Annotated in this window: 17 protein-coding genes; 10 read left to right on the top strand and 7 right to left on the bottom strand. The window is 62.1% G+C overall.

Annotated elements, in window-relative coordinates:
- Window positions 1–52 precede the first annotated feature (52 nt).
- The 3 genes from GRAN_RS08860 to GRAN_RS08850 all read right to left on the bottom strand — a co-directional run bounded on the left by GRAN_RS08860 (window position 53) and on the right by GRAN_RS08850 (window position 6,919).
- Entirely contained in the window at window positions 53–3,790 is a 3,738-nt protein-coding gene (locus GRAN_RS08860) for a TonB-dependent receptor (protein WP_128912534.1), read from the bottom strand.
- A gap of 129 nt (window positions 3,791–3,919) precedes the next feature.
- Window positions 3,920–5,443: a M20/M25/M40 family metallo-hydrolase gene (locus GRAN_RS08855; protein WP_128912533.1), complete on the bottom strand. Its 1,524-nt coding sequence runs from the start codon at window positions 5,441–5,443 to the stop codon at window positions 3,920–3,922.
- Between the two features lie 168 nt (window positions 5,444–5,611).
- A complete protein-coding gene (locus tag GRAN_RS08850) occupies window positions 5,612–6,919 on the bottom strand; it encodes an SGNH/GDSL hydrolase family protein (protein ID WP_128912532.1) in 1,308 nt (435 codons plus the stop codon).
- 215 nt (window positions 6,920–7,134) lie between these two features.
- Here GRAN_RS08850 and alr point away from each other — a divergent pair, with 215 nt between their 5' ends.
- Genes alr through GRAN_RS08835 form a run of 3 tightly spaced genes read left to right on the top strand, consistent with a single transcriptional unit; the run spans window position 7,135 to window position 9,706 of the window.
- The gene (gene alr, locus GRAN_RS08845; RefSeq protein ID WP_128912531.1) at window positions 7,135–8,367 is read left to right on the top strand and encodes an alanine racemase; all 1,233 of its coding nucleotides are present in this window, start codon (window positions 7,135–7,137) and stop codon (window positions 8,365–8,367) included.
- A gap of 36 nt (window positions 8,368–8,403) precedes the next feature.
- A complete protein-coding gene (locus tag GRAN_RS08840) occupies window positions 8,404–8,637 on the top strand; it encodes a hypothetical protein (protein ID WP_128912530.1) in 234 nt (77 codons plus the stop codon).
- Window positions 8,638–8,644: 7 nt separating this feature from the next.
- Complete coding sequence (locus GRAN_RS08835; RefSeq protein WP_128912529.1) at window positions 8,645–9,706, top strand: Gfo/Idh/MocA family protein; 1,062 nt, start codon at window positions 8,645–8,647, stop codon at window positions 9,704–9,706.
- Window positions 9,707–9,709: 3 nt separating this feature from the next.
- Here GRAN_RS08835 and GRAN_RS08830 read toward each other — a convergent pair whose 3' ends face one another.
- Window positions 9,710–10,591: a DUF4292 domain-containing protein gene (locus tag GRAN_RS08830; protein WP_161570901.1), complete on the bottom strand. Its 882-nt coding sequence runs from the start codon at window positions 10,589–10,591 to the stop codon at window positions 9,710–9,712.
- A 160-nt stretch (window positions 10,592–10,751) separates the two neighbouring features.
- Window positions 10,752–11,735: an endolytic transglycosylase MltG gene (mltG, locus tag GRAN_RS08825; protein WP_128912527.1), complete on the bottom strand. Its 984-nt coding sequence runs from the start codon at window positions 11,733–11,735 to the stop codon at window positions 10,752–10,754.
- A 162-nt stretch (window positions 11,736–11,897) separates the two neighbouring features.
- Between mltG and GRAN_RS08820 the strand changes: the two genes are divergently transcribed.
- The 6 genes from GRAN_RS08820 to GRAN_RS08795 all read left to right on the top strand — a co-directional run bounded on the left by GRAN_RS08820 (window position 11,898) and on the right by GRAN_RS08795 (window position 15,326).
- Window positions 11,898–12,401, top strand: a complete 504-nt coding sequence (locus GRAN_RS08820) for a GreA/GreB family elongation factor (protein ID WP_128912526.1) — start codon at window positions 11,898–11,900, stop codon at window positions 12,399–12,401.
- 46 nt (window positions 12,402–12,447) lie between these two features.
- Entirely contained in the window at window positions 12,448–13,077 is a 630-nt protein-coding gene (locus GRAN_RS08815; protein WP_128912525.1) for a CDP-alcohol phosphatidyltransferase family protein, read from the top strand.
- 174 nt (window positions 13,078–13,251) lie between these two features.
- Complete coding sequence (locus GRAN_RS08810) at window positions 13,252–13,761, top strand: SgcJ/EcaC family oxidoreductase (protein ID WP_161570900.1); 510 nt, start codon at window positions 13,252–13,254, stop codon at window positions 13,759–13,761.
- Between the two features lie 150 nt (window positions 13,762–13,911).
- A complete protein-coding gene (locus GRAN_RS08805) occupies window positions 13,912–14,640 on the top strand; it encodes a LamG domain-containing protein (protein ID WP_161570899.1) in 729 nt (242 codons plus the stop codon).
- A gap of 160 nt (window positions 14,641–14,800) precedes the next feature.
- Entirely contained in the window at window positions 14,801–15,082 is a 282-nt protein-coding gene (locus GRAN_RS08800; protein WP_128912522.1) for a BrnT family toxin, read from the top strand.
- The gene (locus GRAN_RS08795; RefSeq protein ID WP_128912521.1) at window positions 15,063–15,326 is read left to right on the top strand and encodes a hypothetical protein; all 264 of its coding nucleotides are present in this window, start codon (window positions 15,063–15,065) and stop codon (window positions 15,324–15,326) included. Before GRAN_RS08800 ends, GRAN_RS08795 begins: the two co-directional genes overlap by 20 nt.
- A gap of 70 nt (window positions 15,327–15,396) precedes the next feature.
- On the opposite strand, the gene GRAN_RS08790 is transcribed toward GRAN_RS08795, so the two are convergent.
- Entirely contained in the window at window positions 15,397–16,425 is a 1,029-nt protein-coding gene (locus tag GRAN_RS08790; RefSeq protein ID WP_128912520.1) for an aldo/keto reductase, read from the bottom strand.
- Window positions 16,426–16,488: 63 nt separating this feature from the next.
- On the bottom strand, window positions 16,489–17,055 hold the full coding sequence (locus GRAN_RS08785; RefSeq protein WP_128912519.1) for a DinB family protein: 567 nt from the start codon (window positions 17,053–17,055) through the stop codon (window positions 16,489–16,491).
- A gap of 463 nt (window positions 17,056–17,518) precedes the next feature.
- On the opposite strand from GRAN_RS08785, the gene GRAN_RS08780 reads away from it, so the two are divergent.
- Window positions 17,519–18,865, top strand: a complete 1,347-nt coding sequence (locus GRAN_RS08780; RefSeq protein ID WP_128912518.1) for a class I SAM-dependent rRNA methyltransferase — start codon at window positions 17,519–17,521, stop codon at window positions 18,863–18,865.
- Window position 18,866: the final 1 nt, after the last annotated feature.

The raw sequence follows: 18,866 nt of genomic DNA, 5'->3' as shown, positions 1-18,866 counted from the left end.
CGCGCGGCATTACCGCACTGTCACTTGCGGGACGCGCCGAGGGCGAAGTCGTTTAGAACGAAAGCCGTGCTCCGAATTGGAATTGCCGGGGATCGGACGCCGCGGTCTCCTGCCCGGCATTGGTATACAAAAGGTTAACGTCGAGGGTGTTGTTCTTGTTGATGAGGTTGAAGGCGTCCGCCGTGATCTGCAGCGCCATGTCGTGCTTTAACGCGATCGCCTTGGCAAGCCGCAGATCGGTAAACACGACGTACGGCTTCACCCCCGTATTCCTGCCGACGTTCCCGTTGAAGTAGCTGCTCCCGATCGCGGCGCTCGCCGGAGCGTCGATGTAGCACGGCGCGTTGAACGCTCCCGTCGGTGAATACGTCGAAGCCACCGGAACGCTTCCACACCCATTTGCCGCCGTCCCAGGCGCAACCGCGTTTGGACGATCGGTGAGCGAGTTGAAGTCGAAGTTTGTATCGGTCCCGGTGAGGATGTTGAACGGCCGCCCGGACGAAATCTCGATGATGGGCGCAACCGTGACGCCGGAAAACACCCCCGGCAGGAATCCTGACCCGAACATCGTGCCGGAGATCTTGCCCGAGTTGTACACCCCCGAGAGCACGAAGCGATGCCTCTGGTCGAAGGTCGACACCGACCGCTCGCCGTTCGGGTTGAAGTTGTTCTGCGGCGCATCGGCCGTCGAGACGACGTCGGTCGAGTCGTCGATCGCGTGCGAGAAGGTATAGCTCGCAAGAAACTCGTAGTTGCTCGAGAACCGCTTCTTCAGGTTCAGCGACAGTCCGTTGTAGCTCGAAGTCCCCGTCGTGAGGTTCGGGCTCATATCGCCGAACGGCACCGCAATCCCCACCCCAAGCCCATCGGCCAGCGCAACCTGGCTCGCCAGCGCCACGCATTGCCCGGCACCCTGCGAAGTCAGAAAACTTGCCAGCGAAGTATTCAGCCCCGACCGCCGAAAGAAGTTCAACAGCGGAGGCGCAACATAGGGCCCCGCAGGCCCAACGCCGCACGGAACCGTCCCGGAAGCCGTCGCCACCGTAAGCGGGTTCGAGGTCGGACTCGCCACCGCCGCCTGCGACGTCCCTGGCAACACGCCCGCGACGCCCGCCGCCACCGCCGCATTCGCATTCCGCCAGTTCGTCACCAGAAGCGCCGGGTTCACCGGGTTCACGTTCACCGGCCGATTCAAATGCCTGCCGCCCGTCGAGTTGTAAGCGATGTTGATCGAAAGCTGGTGCCCGAGATCCTGCTCAACGCCGAACGAGATCTGCTGCACGTAGGGCGTCTTGTAGTTCAGGTCAGCAGGCAGTCCCGAGGGAAGGATCGCCAGCGGAAAGCCTGCCGCGAGGAAGTTCTGGTTCGCGAAGAGCGAAGCCGAGTTATTCGGATCGAACCGCTGCTGTCCGGGCAGATAGTTCAGGCTAGCGACGGGAAGGCAATTCGCGTTCGACAGCGACCCCTGGAACGTATTCGTCGCATTCAGATTCGTCGGACTCACCGTGCTTGCCGCGGTGCAGGGCGACCCGCCCGCAAGGATCACCAGAGGCGTCTTCGTCGAGTTGAAGATGGACGACTGCGACTGCAGGTTACCCGGCGCGCGATCGTAGAAGAGCCCATAGTTCCCCCGCAGCACGGTCCGTCCATCGCCGCGAAGGTCGTACGCCAGTCCCACGCGCGGCGCAACGTTGTCATCCCGCAGCCGAATCCCCTCGCGCACCCCGAACAGCCGCTCCGCCTGGTTGGTATTGAAGTTCAAGGCAAGCTGCGTTGGGAACGCCTCGATGTCATAGCGCACACCGTAGTTCAGCGTCAGCCGCGAGGTCACGCGCCACGAATCCTGCACAAACGCTCCCAGCGTCTTCAGGTCGTACTTGTAGCTCGTCGACCCGATCCCCTGCACGAACGATTGCGGAATCCCAAGCCCATACGCCTGTATCGGAGAGAACCCCGGCAAACCCGCAAGCGCCGGAGACACATCCGTCGCATTAAGCCCCGCGAAACTGTAGTCGCCGCCGCCGTAGAGCTGTCCCTGCGTCAGGTTGATCGGAATGTACCGAAGATCGATCCCGGCCTTGAGCGTGTGCGATCCCAGCGTGTAGGTGAAGTTATCCTGCAACTGTGTTTGATCCTCGATGCGATCCACGACCGAAAACGGCGTCTTGCCGAAGTAAGCGAAACCCGGGATATTGACGGCTGCTGAGTCGCCCCCCGGCGAGCTCGAGTTGGCAAACCGGATCGGATGCCGCGAGAACTGGATCCTCAGCTCGTTGATCTTGTTCGTCCCGAACAGCGCGGTGTGCTGCCCCAGGATGGAGAAGTCATGAAACCTCTGGCTCGCCGTCCGCGAGAAGCTGTTCTCCCCAAGATTCTGGTTGGCCGCGCTCTCCTGGATGCCGGTGAGATAACTCGGGCTCACATTCGCGCGAAGCAGAAGCTGCTGATTATTCGTCAGCTTATGGTCGAGCCGCAGCGAGTAGATCTCGGTCTTCTCCTGAATAGGGAAGTTGCCGATGAGCAAGTTGAGTGGGGTAAAGCTCGCCGGTGTCGGCGCACCCGAGGTGACGAAGTTGTTCGCCCCGATCGTGCTCTGCAGGAATGCCGGGTTCGCCCCCGTCAGCGCAAGCGAACTGCTCGAGCCAACTAAAGCCACATACTGCTGAATCCCCGGAGTCGCCGCCGGCACGCCCGCAAGAAAAGCCTTCTGCTGCGCCGTCCCCTGGATTGAAAGCGCGCCTGCGGGAGCCCCGTAGAACTTGCTCACATCGATGCTGGTGAGCCCAAAGTTATTCCCGCCGATCACCGAGAAGCCCGACTCCTCGCGCCGCGTGATCTCGGTCGAGAAGAAGTAGAACGTTTTATCCTTCACGATCGCCCCGCCCACCGTGAATCCCGCCTGCACCCGTGTGTAAGCCGGTTGGTTGACGTTCGAAAATGGGTTCGTCGCCTGGATGTAGCGATTCCGCAGAAAGCCGAAAGCGCTCGCATGCGTGGCGTTCGAGCCCGACTTGGTCACGATGTTCACCACGCCGCCCGAGGCCCGGCCATACTCGGCCGCGAAGCCGTTCGTGATGATCTGGAACTCCTGCACCGCATCCTGCGACACCGTCGCGCGCGTGCCGCCCGAGACGTAGTCCCCCGCATCCGCGCCATCCACGTTGATCGAGTTCGACCGCGCCCGAACGCCACCGAAGTTCAGCCCCGAAGTCGGGATCGCACCCACTGACGGCGCGGCATCGCGTGCAATCTGCGAGTTCGTCAGGGTGAAGTTGATGTAGTTCCTGCCATTCGTCGGCAGGTTCGTGATGCGAAGCTGATCGACCGTCGTGCCCTGCGAGCTGCGCTGCGTCTCGATAATCTCCGCATTCGCGTTGACGACCACCGTCTCCTTCGCGCCACCAAGCTTCAACGTCGCCGGGAGCTCAGCCTGTCCGCCGACGGTAAGCACAACGTTGTTCTGAATCAGCGGCGAGAACCCCGCCGCGTCGAACGTCACGCTATACGTTCCCGGAGAAAGCTGCAGAATCTGGTAGTTCCCCTGCGCATCCGTCTTCGCCGAGCGGCTGAACCCCTTCGTCGGATCCGCCGCCGTCACCGTCGCCCCGGCAAGCGCCGCCCCTGACGGATCTTTCACGCTACCCGCAAGCTGCGCTGTTGAGATGCTCTGCGCATACAGCCACGAACCCGACGGGCTCACTGGACTCGCCACCGAGAAGAGGGCGAGCCCAAGCCCAAGAAGACGGAAACGAACAGCCGAGAGCAGACGGCAGAGTGAAGGAGCATCCATAGGAACAGGCCTCGGCACCAAGCCCGCACACCCGCGTCGCCGTTGACGGCAAACAGGATGGGCCTTTCAGGTGCCGCGAAGTTCTACATGAATGAGCATTCAGTTCGCAAGTAGTTCCGCAACTCCCTCTTACTCGTGGAAGACCGACTTCCGCCCAGCCAGCTTGCCATCCATATCGGCCAATACATACGCCACCACCGACAGCATCGCCGTATTCTTCTTGAAGTCTTCCGGATCAACCTTGTCCAGCGAGTCCGCCTCCGTATGGTGCCAGTCGAAGTAGTGTTGAGCTACCGTCCGCGGACTCAACGCAGGCACGCCATCCGCGACGATCGGCCCGATATCCGACCCGCCGCCGCCCGGCGAAACCGTATCCGCCCCAATCGAAGTCAGCAGCGCCGCAATGTCCTTCATATAAACAAACGATTGCTTCTCGTCAGCCGAAAGCGAACTCTCGTCGAACGGCTTCGGCGGAGCCGCTGCCGGCGCACCCGGTGCGGGAGGGGTCCTGCGCCGGCCGCCACCAAATCCGCCATATCCAATCCCGAGAGGCTTCTCCGCTCCACCATCCATCTCGATCGCGGCAACGTGATTCTCGACTTTGCCTCCGAGCATCTCGCGATACGCCTTTCCGCCAGCGCCGCCGTTCTCCTCGTTTACCCAGAAGACGATCCGGATCGTCCTCTTCGGCTTCAGCCCAAGCTTATGGATCAGCGACACCGCCTCAAACGTCGCCATGATGCCCGATCCATCATCCTGCGCGCCCTGCCCGACATCCCACGAGTCGATATGCCCGCCCAGCACCACCACCTGCTCCGGGTGTTCGCTCCCAACGATCTCGCCCATCACATTCCCGGCCTTCACATCCGCCTCCATGTGCGCGTCCATCTGCAGGTGAACGGTCACCGGACCTTCTTTCGTAAGCCGCTCGATCATCAGCGCATCCTCGACCGACACCGCCGCCGCCGGCACCTTGGGCATCGTCTCGTCGTACTGCAGCGTGCCGGTATGCGGGATCTGCATCGCGAGTCCCGTCGCCGAACGCACAAGCACCGCCACCGCTCCCTTGGCAGCCGCGCGCGACGGCCCCGCCACCCGGTACACCGAGTTCACCCCATACCCGTGCCATCCCGGGTTGAAGAGCACGATCTTCCCCTTCACCTGCTCCGGAGTCATCGCGTCGAGCGCCTCGAAGCTCCGCACAAACACGACCTGCGCCGTGATTCCTTCCTTCGGCGTCCCCACGCTCATGCCAAGCCCAAGCATGTGCAGAGGCTTCGTCACCGGCCCAACGATCGCTCCCGACTCGTTCCCCCGCACCCACCGAGGCACCATCACCGGCTGCACCTTGACGTTCTCGAGCCCGGCCTTGCGCATGAGGTCCGCGCCCCATTCGACCGCGGTATTCAACTGCGGCGTGCCACTCAGCCTCTTGCCGACGTGATCGCACAGATACGTCAGTGCCGCATACCCGTCGTTATCCGCCATCGCCGCCGCAAGGATCCTGTCCGCATCCGCCTTGTACTTCGCCGCCAGCGGCCCCGCAACAGCGGGCATCCCCGTCGGTTGCTCCCCAGGCGCACCCATCTGGGCCAATACCGGCACTGCGCCGAAAATGGCGGAACACGTCAAAAGCCGAACGAGACGATTCATCCTGAAGCTCCTAGAAAGTAAGTAGTGACGCAAACCTCGCAAGAGGCTCATCCACGCCACGGGAAGACAAGGGGATTGAACGAAGAATAGTGTGGTGCTGCAGTTGACGCAACGTGCCTCCGCGAAGACGCACGAAAACGGACCTCACCGCGACTTACGACGCTACGCCTAGTTCTTCACCAGATTCGGTGGCCACAGCGGATCGGTCGCCGCAATCGGCGCCAGGCTCACATCCGGAATCTTCGTGCTGATCCCGGCATTCATGCTGTCGATGAACTTATTCGCCACCACGGCATAGCCCGTGTTCGTCGGATGAATGCCATCCAGCGAAAAGATCCCGCCCAGGAACGCCGCTGTCCCCGTCACTCCGCCGACAGTAATTCCCTGCGAAGCAATCGCACTGAACAGTGCATTGATATCCACCAGCGTCGCTCCCACCGCCGACGCCTGCTGCGCGATCACCTGATTGAACGCCACCACCTGCGCCTTCACCGTCACCACCTCCGCCGCCGACAAAACCCCCGCGTCGGTAATCACGCCTTTCTGCGTTCCTCCGAGAATCAGCGGAATCTGCGCCAGCCCCGCAGGCGTGACAAAATCTCCCGGCACAATCCCAAGCAATGCGCTCAACGTCGCCACGGGCAGCGAAGTCGCCGCCGAGTACTCCCCAAGGATCAGCGCCGCCGGCTGCAGATACGGCACAAGCGTCACGTCCGGAATGTTCGCGATCACCAGGTGCGCATTCGTCTTCGTCGTCAGTAGCTGGATCAGCGCCTGGTACTGGCTCGTAAAGTTCGTGAGCGAGGTCATGCTGCTCGGCATACCCGTCAGGTCCGCCACCAGCGCGTCATTGTTCCCGATCCACAGAAAGATCGTGGTCGGATCGGCCGCGATCGCCTGCTGTGCCTGGCTAAGCGCCGCCCCGTACCCAAACCCCGGATACCCCAGCACAAGCTGGTTGATCTGCTCCTGACCCGTCTTCGGCGTCAGCAGCGGCACGGTATTGGCCACGTCGTTGACCAGCGCACCCGGAACCGCAAGGTCCGTAGGCTGCAAACCGAAGTCATCCCGTCCGGTCGTCGTCCCCGGAGCCGTCACAATAACCGGCGGCGGCCCCACGCTCATCAATTGCAGCACGTTCGGCGCTCCCGGATACGCAATCAGCGGAAGCGCAATACCAAATCCCGCCTGCGTCGCCACAAGCGGCGCGTACCCATGCACCTGCTGCGTATCGAGCAGCGATGAGCTCTGATAACCCGCCGTCAGCGAGTCCCCAAGAAACACCGTGCGCGAGAAGTTCCCCGCGTTCGCCGCAGCCGCCGGGTTGATCGCCGGAGTCGTGCTGCCCGAACTGCCGGAGTTGCTCGAACCCGAGCATCCCGCCAGCACCAGGCTCAGCGCCAGCCCAGCGGCGACGATGCGGCCCAGCGGAGCTATCTCAGCGAAGCCAATAAGTGAACGGTGATTCATTTTCATGGCGCACAGGCCCTCGACACGACATATCCGCGACGCACGCCCACATCACGCGCAGAACCGGCTTCCCTCGGACGCAGCTTTGTATCACACTCGCACCGCCATGGGGAACAACCAGGACGTGACGGGACAGCGCAGGAGTATCCACTGCCCCGGGCGCTACCATGAAAGAGCTGCGCTCAAACGTTACCGGGAGCAGCGGAAGCAGATCCGTAACGATGAAAAGCATCATCGAAGTCTCCGAGCAGCGCCTCCGCGCGAACGTACAGGCGCTCGAACGAGCCCTCCACCACGCGGACTCGCCCATCGCTCTCCTCGCCGTCATCAAGGCCAACGCCTACGGCCACGGAGCCGAAATCTGCGCCCCCATGCTTGCCCGCGCCGGGGTCCCATGGCTCGGGGTCACCGACGCCTGCGAAGGAGCATCCGTCCGCGCCGCCCTTCCGGCCGGATCCGCCCCCGAAATCCTGATCATGTCTGGCCCTCCAGGCGACGATCTTTCAGCTAGAAATGCAGCCGATCTGGCTCTGAGCAATAGACTCACTCCAGTCCTCTGGACACCCGAACAGCTCATCCCAATCGCGGAAGCCGCCAAACTCTCCGGCGTCGCCCACCAAATACACCTTGAGATCGACACCGGCATGTCACGCCAGGGTGGCTCTCCCGGTCAGGCCCTCGAAACCTTTCTTCAGGAACTGAACCACCATCACCAGTCAATTCGCCTGGACGGCGTCTTCACCCACTTCGCCTCTGCCGAATGTGCCGATGCGCGCCAGACGCTCGCGCAGATGAGCGTCTTCGAAAAGGCCATTGAGTCGATCGCCGCCGCCGGACACTCCCCCAGGTGGCTGCACATCGGCAATACCTCCACGATCGACAACGCCACCGAAGCCGCCACTCCCATCCTCGACCGCCTGCGCCGGTTGGCCGCTTCGATTGGTGCTCGCCCGATGGCTCGCTCCGGACTCGGCCTCTACGGTCTCTCTCTTCCACTTGAACCCGACCAGCCAGGCGCAACCCGCATCCATCAGGATCTACAGCCTGTCCTCACCTGGAAGACGACAGTCACCTCCGTGCATGAAATTCCACCGGGTGCCCGCGTCGGCTACAGCGCCACCTTCACCGCATCACGCCCGATGCGGCTCGCATTGCTGCCCATCGGCTACGCGGACGGACTCCGCCGCGATCTCTCCAGCACCGAAGCTCGAATGGGCGGATGGGTCATGATCCAAGGCCGGCGAGCCCCAATCGTCGGGCGCATCTCCATGAACCTCACCACCGTCGACGTGACGGGCATCCCCGAAGTCCGGCGTGGCGACTTCGTAACCCTCATCGGCGAAGGAATCTCCGCCGAAGACCACGCCCGTCTCGCCCACACCATTCCCTACGAGATCCTCTGCGGCCTGCGCGGCACTCCCCGCGCCTTGCTCCTACCCCCCGCCCCCCGGTAGCATCATCTGTAGACACAGAGAAGAGGAATCCGACTCATGGAACAGAACCAGGCAGCACGCCGCACCGAAGACATCGCCCTCGACCTGCTCAAGTTTGTCGCCGCCCATACCAACGTCGGCAGCAAGGCCACCGGATCTACCGCTGGCTTCGGAGTTCCCTCGAGCGCCAAACCTGAGGAGCAGGTGAGTGCGCTCCTCGAGCTTTACTCCCGCTGCCGCGAAGCCGTCGAGTCTCCCTCCGAATTTTCCACCACATCCAGCGCGAAGTAGCCGAGCAGTGTCCTCCCCTACCCTACGTGTAGCGGTCGTCGGCGCGGGAGCCTTCGGCCGTAACCACCTGCGCGTCCTCCGCGAACTCGAATCCACCGGCCAGCCCGTCGCTCTCGTCGCCGTGGTCGACCGTGACCCCGCGACCGCACAGGCTGCCGCCGGGAAATACAACATCCCCGGCTTCGCCTCCGTCGCGGAGCTTCTGGCCGCAAATCTCGACATCCACGCAGCCTGTGTCGCCGTCCCGACGATCCACCACGCGGCCACTGCGGCCGAGCTCCTCCCCGCCGGCATCGATCTGCTGATCGAGAAGCCGCTCGCGCCGTCTCTCGCCGACGCAGACGCCATCCTCTCGCTCGCCGCGCAGCACGACCGCATCGTCCAGCCCGGACACCTCGAACGCTTCAACCCAGCCGTCGCCGCCGCCCGCCCCCACCTCAACCGGCCGATGTTCTTCGAGAGCCATCGCCTGAGCATCTTCACCCCGCGCTCGCTCGATGTCGACGTCGTCCTCGACCTCATGATCCACGATCTCGACGTTGTCCTCTCGTTCGTCCCGAGCCCAGTCCGCGAGGTCCGCGCCGTCGGCCTCCCCGTGCTTTCTCGCAAGGTCGATATCGCCAACGTACGCCTGGAGTTCGAAAACGGCTGCATCGCCAACTTCACCGCAAGCCGCGTCTCGACCGAGCAGGTCCGCAAGCTGCGCTTCTTCCAGCCCCGCCAGTATCTGTCTCTGGATTTCGCCCGGAAAGATCTTCTCCTGATCGACGTCTCCGCGGCAGCCGCTGCAGCCGCTGCAGCCGCAACCCTCGACCCCGCTCAGTTTGCCGCCCTCGCGGCAGCAGCCGCAGCCAAAGGCGGTCACCCCACCGCGGGTTTGTCGCTCAAGAAACTCCCCGTAGAGGCCGGTGAACCACTCCGCCTCGAAATCGAGTCCTTCCTGAACGCCGTCCGCACCCGCACCCAGCCCGAGGTCACCGGGGAAGCCGGACGCGCCGCCCTGGCGCTCGCCCTCGAAATTAACGAGGCCATCGCCGCCCACGCCCGCCGCACCGGCCTGCCACTCTAGCGCCTACTTCAGCGTCTCGATCGTCACACCCGTCGGAATCTGTAGCTCGAACTGGTCGTCATCCATCTTCTGGTTCGGCGTCAGCTTCTGCACGGTCACCTTGAGCGTGTACTCGTCGATCGGCCTGTTGATCACGATCTCCGTCGGAAACTGCAGATCCCCGAACTTCTGATAGTTCGAGTACTGCACCGTCGTCACCAGCCGCCCGTTCTCGTCGTAGACATCCTGCTGATACGGCTCCAGGTCGACCCGGTTGATATGCACCACGCGCAGCCTCTGAAGCGTCTTCCCGCTCTTTGTCTTGAGCACCGTCACGTCGTAGTCCGGTTCGAGAATCGCGTCCCGATGCTTGGTCTCCGGCGCAATCATCCGGGAGCTTTCCGTCAGGGTCACGAACTCCTCCGGCCCAATACTCCGCACCAGGAGCGCGTCAAAGAAAATCCCCGGCCGCAGGTTCTCCAGTGGATTCTTCGAGGGCGTCGTCACCACATCCGTCCCCTGCATCACCTTGTTCCGCGTCGGTAGAAGCAGCGAGAACTTGGTCCCATCGCTCACCATGTCGATGACCCGGGTTCCGACTACCGGAGCCAGAAGGATCACCCGAAGATCCTCAGGCTTCCGAACCAGGATGTATCCCCGAAGCGAGGTGTAATCCTTCACCTCGCCGCCTGTTCGCGCGCCACCCGTGCTCACCGCGATCAGCACCGAAGCATTCAACGATTGGATCGCGTCGAACTGCTTGTCTAGCTGCCTCACAAGGTAATCGACACTGGCCGAACGCACGATCGACGGGGCCGGTGCCACCTTGACGTACCGGGTCGTACTGATACACCCCGTCAACCACGGGGCGACCCCCAACAACCCAACCGCCAGGCTCTTCTTCATTTGCTGCACAATACGCAAGTATATCGACCCGTCTGCGTCCAGCCGCTCAAATGGAACGCGGACCAGCATCACCTTTGTTCTCTAGTCTTTATTAGACGACGGCGACCGCGCCGAGGAACCAGAACTTTTCACGCCGCCTCTTTCGCCTCAATCACAAAACCTACTTCCCTCCCGCCGCCTGTCGATAGCTCTTCACATTCGCCTCGTGCTCCGCGAGCGTCGCCGAGAACCGGCTGTGCCCCGCCGCATCCGCCACGAAATACAAGTTCTCCGTCTGTGCGGGCGAAATTGCCGCCTTCAACGCCGCGATCCCCGGGCTGCAGATCGGCCCCGGTGTCAGCCCAACGTGCTTGTACGTGTTGTACGCCGAATCCGACTGTAGATCCGACCGGTAGATCGTGCCCCGCCACCGCCCATCCAGCATCGCCCCGTACACGACCGAAGGATCCGTCTGCAGCGGCATTCCCTTGTCCATCCGGTTCACGAACACCCCGGCCACCATCGCCCGTTCGCTATCGACACTGACTTCCTTCTCCACCAGCGAAGCCATCGTCACCGTCTTCCCCACATCGAGAGTCCCGTTCGACAACCCAATCAGCGCCGCCTCCTGACGAAACCGCTTCACCATCACCGTCAGCATCTGCTCCTCGCTCGCGTGCCGCGAGAACCGGTAGGTATCCGGAAACAAATATCCTTCAAGCGAGACCGCCTGCGGACTCCACGCCGCAATCAGCTCCACATGCTTCCGCGCCGCCTCCAGGAACTGCTCCTGCGTTCCAAGCCCCGCCGCCGCCATCGCCGCGCCGATATCCCACAGATTGAACCCTTCAGGAATTACCACGGTCCGCGTATACACATCGCCCTTCACCAGCCGCCCGTAGACCTCGGCCATCGGCGCCGGATGATCGAACCGGTACTCCCCCGCCTTCAGCCGCCCACCCTTCACCACCCGCATCAGCAGAAACGCAAACTGGCTACGGATCACCCCTGCCTGTTGCAGTTGCTTCGCCATCCCGTCGCTTCCCGTCCCGCTCGGGATATCGACAAAGGTTTCGGTCGAAGGCCCCACCGGTGCCAGCACCCAGAATGCCAGCACCGCCGCGCCGATCACCACCAGAAGCACAAGAAACCGGAAGATCCTCACTCACACCTCGTCACAGCATTCTAGCGAAGCCAATCGCCAACGCTCCCCACCGTAGGCACCCCACCTGCCCTCACCGCGTCCCTCACAACGTATAATCAACTTTTCTACTACGCGCGCCGCCGCACGTCAGAGCCCAAGCGCGCCGCTACACCGGAAGGCAGCATGCCCGAAAAAATCAAAGCCAGGCTCGCGGAAGAGATCAAGCAGCTCGAGTACGAGCTCACCACCGAACTCCCCGCCGAAATCAAAAAAGCCGTCGCCCTCGGTGACCTCAGCGAGAACGCCGAATACCACATGGCCAAACAGCGCCAGGTCTTCGTCAACGCCCGCCTCGGCCAGCTCAAGAAGCGCATGGGCGAGCTCGCCATGGTCAACCTCGCCAACATCCCGCACGACAAGAGCGGCTTCGGCTCAAGCATCACCGTCTTCGACTCAAGCAAGAACGAAGAGATCCGCTACAAGCTCGTCACCAGCGAAGAGTCCGACGTCTCCAAGGGACTCATCTCCACCACCTCGCCCATCGGTCGCGCCCTCCTCAACAAGGAGGTCGGCGACACCGTCACCGTCATCACTCCCAACGGCAAGCGCGAACTCGAGATCCTCAAGCTCTACACCATCCACGACCTCGACCCAGACGAGGTCGCGGAAACCCCCGAAGCCAAATAGCCATGTCTTCTACTCCCTCGTCCCTACCCCCTATTCCCTGCCTTCAATGACCTGGACAAGCGCATTCGGAAAAGGCAGCGGCTGGCTGCTGCAGAAGATCGTGAACGCGCTGGCGCTCTCGCGCATCTCGCCCAACACCCTCACTTTCATCGGCCTTCTGATCAACATCGTCGCGGCCATCTTCTTCGGCTACGCCCGCGCCCAGAACAAAGACCGCATGTTCCTCTACGCCGGCCTCACCATCATCGGTGCCGGCCTCTTCGATATGGTCGACGGACGCGTTGCCCGCCAGACCAACCAGGTCTCGGTCTTCGGAGCGTTCTTCGACTCCGTCCTCGACCGCTACTCCGACGTCGCCCTCTTCTTCGGCCTGCTCGTCTACTACGCTCGCGGCAATCGCTTCTTCTACGTCGTCCTGGTCGCCTTCTGCATGACCGCAAGCCTCATGGTCAGCTACACCCGCGCTCGCGCCGAAGCCCTCATCGGCTCCTGCAAAGTCGGTTTCATGGAGCGTCCCGAGCGCATCGTCCTCGTCATCCTCGGTGCCCTGTTCAACCACTGGGGCGTCATGGCTCCCGCCCTCTGGACGCTGGCCCTCTTCTCGACGATCACCGTCATCCACCGCATCCGCTACACCTACAACGAGACCGAACGCCGCAAACTCCAGCGCGCCTAGGACACCGTCACCCTCAACGCAGTTGCCTTTGCCCTTCTGGTTGTCATTCCCGAAGGGAATCTGCGTCTCGCCGTTGTCGTTGCAGTCAGGCTGAGCAAAACCAAGGACCCCGCATCTTGCCTGCCGCCTAAATTCTCAGGCGACGAACGCCCCAAAATGCCTTACTGTCGGAGCATGAATCTCCGTACAGCCCTCGCACTCCCAATCCTGGCGCTGTCGTTATGCGGCGCTTACGGCCAGACCCTCACCCTCGCCCCCGCCGACGAGACCGCTATCCGCGCCGTCCTCGACCGCCAGATCGAATCCTGGAACCATCACGACATGAAGGCCTACGTCGCCGACATGACCCCCGACGTCGAATGGGTCAACGTCGTCGGCATGTGGTGGCGCGGACGCGACGAGGTCTATCAGGCCCACGAAAAATATCATCAGACCATCTTCAAGACCCGCAACCTCTCCCCCTGGAAGCAGGTCGCCATCCGCCCCATCACCCCCGACGTCGCGGTCGTCACCGCCTTCGGCGACGCTGAAGGCTTCACCGGCAACGGCGGACGCGTCTTCCCACCCTCCACCAGCGCCCTGACCTTCGTCTTCGTCCATCGCGACGGTCGCTGGCTCATCACCGAGGCCCACAACACCACCGTTGATCCTCTCGCGGCAGCCGGAAATCCCATCAAGCACTGACCTGCGCGTAAACGGTGCCCGGCATCTCGCTTCCCGGGGATGTGGGCACCGTCCTGTTCATTCATGAACGCCCATCGCCAGCATCGGACAACCAGCCCGGAGGACCGCCAGCCCGAACCCTTATCCGTCATAGAGATAGCAGCAATCAAGATGGCTTCCTACCTGCAACCCATTCAGGACATGAGAATCCTGCGCCTGGCCCTACTCTCGTTAGGTCTCGCCATGCTCCTTGCTCCCGCGTGCTACGCGCAGGGTTCCGCTACTGCGCCCCCAAAACCGCTCCTCGACGATCTCTCCGCTCTGGACCTCCATCAGGTCAACGCGGAGTCCGTGTCCTATCGTGGCCAACACGCGGTGCGTCTCACGGACGCTGCCGGTGACGCGGGCGACGACGTCAGCCGGATCGCCATCATAAAAGGTTCGTCCATTCAGGATGGATCGATAGAACTCAATCTGACCGGCGATACCTCGCCGAACGCTCCAGAGAATCTACGCGGCTTTGTCGGTATCGCGTTCCGTGTCGGCGCTGGCGGATCCCACTTCGAGTGCTTCTATCTGCGTCCCAAGAACGGACGATCCGAGGATCAGCTCCAGCGCAACCACTCCGCCCAGTACATCTCCGTTCCCGGCTTCCCCTGGCAGGGCCTCCGAAGCGAAACACCCGGAAAGTACGAGTCCTATGTCGATCTCGTCCCAGGAGCCTGGACTCACATGAAAATTACTTTTGCCGGCACCACCGCACGCCTTTTCGTAAACGGCTCTGACCAACCCACACTCGTCGTTCACGATCTCAAACAGCCGGCCAACGCAGGCGCGATCGCTATCTGGATCGGACCGGGAACTATCGCCCACTTCGCCGGTCTGAAGCTCAGCCATTGAAGTTGTACTCCTGATCTCCCGGAGCGCGAATGTGCGCTCCGGGAGCCTTTTTCTTTACGCCGGGACGCTTTGCTGGTTTTGATGTCTTCCGTCCCTAAGAGATGTGGGGATTCACAGCCCAGGAGATCTCAGTCACTCGGGATGGTATAACTGTTACTCAATGCGCTTCCAATTCGATCTCCGTAAGAGCGCTCGGCTCAGAGCGAATCCGGATCGGGGCATCGGCTTTGAAGAAGCGCAGACGCTCTTCAACACGGAATACATCACGGATCGCCGGTCGGACGACCCCGAGCAATTCCGTGCCATAGGGTGGGTAGACGGCACGCTATATAGCGTCATCTACGAAGTGCGGCAGGATCAACAGGGAGAGTTCTACCACCTTGTGACGCTATGGAAAGCAACAAAGGAAGAAAGGAGAGCCTATGCCGAAAACATCTTCTAAACCGATCGACGCCGAGCAGATCGCCGAGATGGCAGACCGCGGAGAGAACATCGCGGGACACTTTACGGGTCAGTTCGCGGTGATCAGGCCAGCCGTGCAGCGCGTCAATGTAGATTTCACCGCGCCCATGCTCAACGAATTGGACCGTGCTGCGGAAGCACTGAACATCAGCCGTCAAGCCGTCATCAAGACCATGCTGCGTGAAGCTCTCGACAGGCGCTATCTCGCCCAGCGATCCCGCTGAACCATCCTTCCGGAGCACACTGACCGGAAGGTCTCGTCCCTCCATCCGAAGGACGAGACCCCCTCACAACCTACACCGGGAACGGATTCCGCTCCGCGAACTGCGCCTGATGCCAATACGGATACGTCTTCGGCAGTTCACTCGCCTCATCCAGCTTCTTCACCTGCTCCGGCGTAAGCTCCCATCCAACCGACCCAAGATTCTGCTTCAACTGCTCCTCGTTCCGGGCACCCATAATCACGGTCGACACCGTAGGCCGCCGCAGAAGCCAGTTCAGCGAGATCTGCGGAACCGTCTTCCCCGTCTCCTTCGCAATCTCATCGATCGCATCGACAACCTTGTACAGGTACTCGTCCGGAACCTGGGGCCCATAAGCCGCCGTCACATGCAGCCTGCTCTCCGCCGGAATCGGCGACCCACGACGAATCTTGCCCGTCAGCCGTCCCCAGCCAAGCGGAGACCACACAATCGCCCCAACTCCCTGATCCTGTGCAAGCGGCATTAACTCCCACTCGTACTCCCGCCCAACCAGCGAGTAGTACGCCTGGTGCCCGACATACCGGCTCCAGCCATAACGCTCGCTCACCGAAAGCGCCTTCATCAGGTGCCATCCGGAGAAGTTCGAGCACGCGATGTACCGGATCTTCCCATCCTGAATGAGCCCATCCAGCGTCTTCAGCACCTCTTCGGGAGGCGTCATCGCGTCATACCCGTGCAGGTGATAGATGTCGATGTAGTCCGTTCCCAGCCGCTTCAACGACCGCTCGACCGACTGAATCATGTGGTAACGCGAAGACCCAACATCATTCGGCCCCTTGCCCAGCCGGAACGTGCACTTAGTCGAGATCAACACATCGTCGCGGTTCAGATGCTTCACCGCCGCCCCAAGGATCTCCTCGCTCGTTCCATCCGAGTACACATCGGCGGTATCGAACAGGTTGACCCCCGCCTCCATGCAGACATCCACAAGCCGTGTCGCCTCGGCGACATCCGACTCACCCCATGCCTTGAAGAACTCGTTCGAACCGCCAAATGTTCCTGCACCGAAGCAAAGCTCCGGAACCTTCAATCCTGATCTGCCAAGCTGACGATATTCCATGCCTCTTAGGATGCTCCACCCTTTCCGCTGGCTGCGTGAATTCCACAGCAAACTCCGGAGCGCCTACGCGGAACGAGGAAATCCCGGATCGGCCATCACCTGCTCGATCTGCAGCACATGCCTCGCCGTGTGCTGCCCGATCAGGAGCAGCCACTGGTACCCGTCAAGATCCCCAAACGCCACATGCGTGAAAAAGTGGCTCCGGAGCGAGGCGTTCGTCGCCCCGGCGAACGCGACCGTGCGCGCTCTCGCCTGCCGTAGCTCGTCCACCATCACTGCGGTATCCGGCCACCGGCCGCTCGGCCGTACCACCTCGCGGGACCGAAGAGGAACCGAGCGGGACCCCGAAAGCCCGAGCACAAGCCGCTCCTTTTCATCCCTCTCGGCCACACCTTGAACCTCGTTCGGTCGCTCCCCTGCCAAACCGTCGGCTTCGACCATCTTCGCGATGATCCCCATAAGGAACCCCTCGAACACAACCAGGTGTTCGACGTTTTCCGCGATCGACCACCGATCCGGCGACTCTCGAAAGCTCCACTGCTCCGGAGTCAGTCCAGCCACGAGGTTCACCACGCGTTCCTCACTGGATGTCAGTTCATCAAGCGCAAGCCTGCGTTCGTTCTCCGTCATCGACAACTCATCCCCTCTTCGAAGAGTAAAGCTCCCCCGAAACCCTCGAGCCACCGCGGAAACGCCGCCGACGGCCTGTGGAAAAAGTTGTCAAGAGGCAAATCGCACATCTCACTCAAAAAAAATCACTTATCAATGTCCTTTTAGTTATGGTCGACCCGCTACAATTTAAGACAGATCGAAGTTCTGAGGATAAGTCAGTCACATAATTCAAAAGAAGAGAACTCTGTGCAGAACGCCGCTTTTGCGAGGATTTGTCGCCGCCGAAGTCTGTTTCGCCTCCTAAGTCCTTTCTTTACTAATTTTTAGCCGTAACCTTTTTGCTTTGAGTAATTTGCAGCGGAAGGTCTACCGTAAACCATTGTCAAGAAACAAGTTAGACCCAGGCTATGAGGAGGGGGGGTGCCCTGCCCACAGCTTCATGAACAAGCGAACGAGAAAGAAGCGCATGCGACCATCAGGGATGACAAAGCCGACCGACAAAATAACCGGACCAGCCAGCGCCAATCGGCCAGACGTACATCGCGTCGCCGCTGGCGCAATCCGCCAGGGAGCCCCGAAGCCTTATGGTCCCGCAGTCGTCGTCAGCCGCCGCGCTGCGGACCGCCTCCGCGAAGGTCATCTCTGGGTCTACCGCTCCGACGTCGTCGAACTCACCCCCGCGCTCGGCTCAGAGTCCTTTGCCGGTGGAGCCCTCGTCACCGTCGTCGACAGCCGCGCCATTCCCCTCGGCTCCGCCCTCTACAGCGACGCTTCCGAGATCACCCTCCGCATGGTCTCAGCCGAGCCAGCCGTCACCCGCGAAGCCTATCTCGCGACCGTCCGTGGCCGTATGGCCGCCGCCCTCGCCCTCCGCGCCGAGCTCACCCCCGAAACCCACGCCCTCCGCCTCGTCTTCAGCGAGGCCGATGCCCTGCCCGGCATCGTCATCGATCGATACAACGACCTCGCCATCCTTCAGCTCCTCACCCAGGGAACCGCCCAGGACGACCTCCGCGCCACCGTCGTCGAATCCCTCCGCGAAGGCCTCGGGCCCATGGACAAGCTCACCATCGTCGAGCGCCCCGACCCACGCGTCCGCGAGCTCGAACGTCTCCCCGCCCCATCACCCGAGCCGCTCTTCTCCTCCCATCCTGCGGAAACCGGGGAAAACCAGCCCGCACCGCTCGCAACTGTCTTCACCCTCAACGGCCTGCGCTTCCACTTCGACGCTACCTCCGGCCAGAAGACCGGCGCCTTCCTCGACCAGCGCCTCAACTATGCCGCCGCTGCTCGTTACGCCCGGGGCGAAGCCCTCGACGTCTGCACCTACCAGGGCGGTTTCGCCCTCCACATGGCCCAGACCTGCCGCACCGTCACCGGCGTCGACGCCAGCCGCTCCGCCCTCGAGGTCGCCGACCGCAACCTTGCCCTGAATCCCGATCTCGCCGCCGAAATCGACTGGATCGAAGCCGACGCCTTCGAGCTACTCCACGAGCTCGAGTCCTCCGGTCGCCACTACGACACCATCGTCCTCGATCCGCCCGCCTTCGCCAAGTCCCGCCGAGCTGCCGAAGGTGCCCTCCGTGGCTACAAGGAGCTCAACCTCCGCGCCATGAAGATGCTCCGGCCAGGTGGATCGCTCATTACCTGCTCCTGCTCCCACCACGTCCCCCTCGTCGACTTCATGGAGGTCCTCCGCACCGCCGCCTCCGACGCAACCCGCCGCGTCCAGGTCCTCGAAACCCGCGGTGCCGCGCCCGATCACCCCTCCATCCTCACCCTGCCCGAGAGCAACTACCTCAAGTGCGTGATCCTGAGAGTCGGCTAGC

Source organism: Granulicella sibirica, from assembly GCF_004115155.1.
Lineage (GTDB): Bacteria > Acidobacteriota > Terriglobia > Terriglobales > Acidobacteriaceae > Edaphobacter > Edaphobacter sibiricus.
Note: the sequence above shows the minus strand (reverse complement) of the source record. Positions and strands in the feature narration are given on the sequence as shown.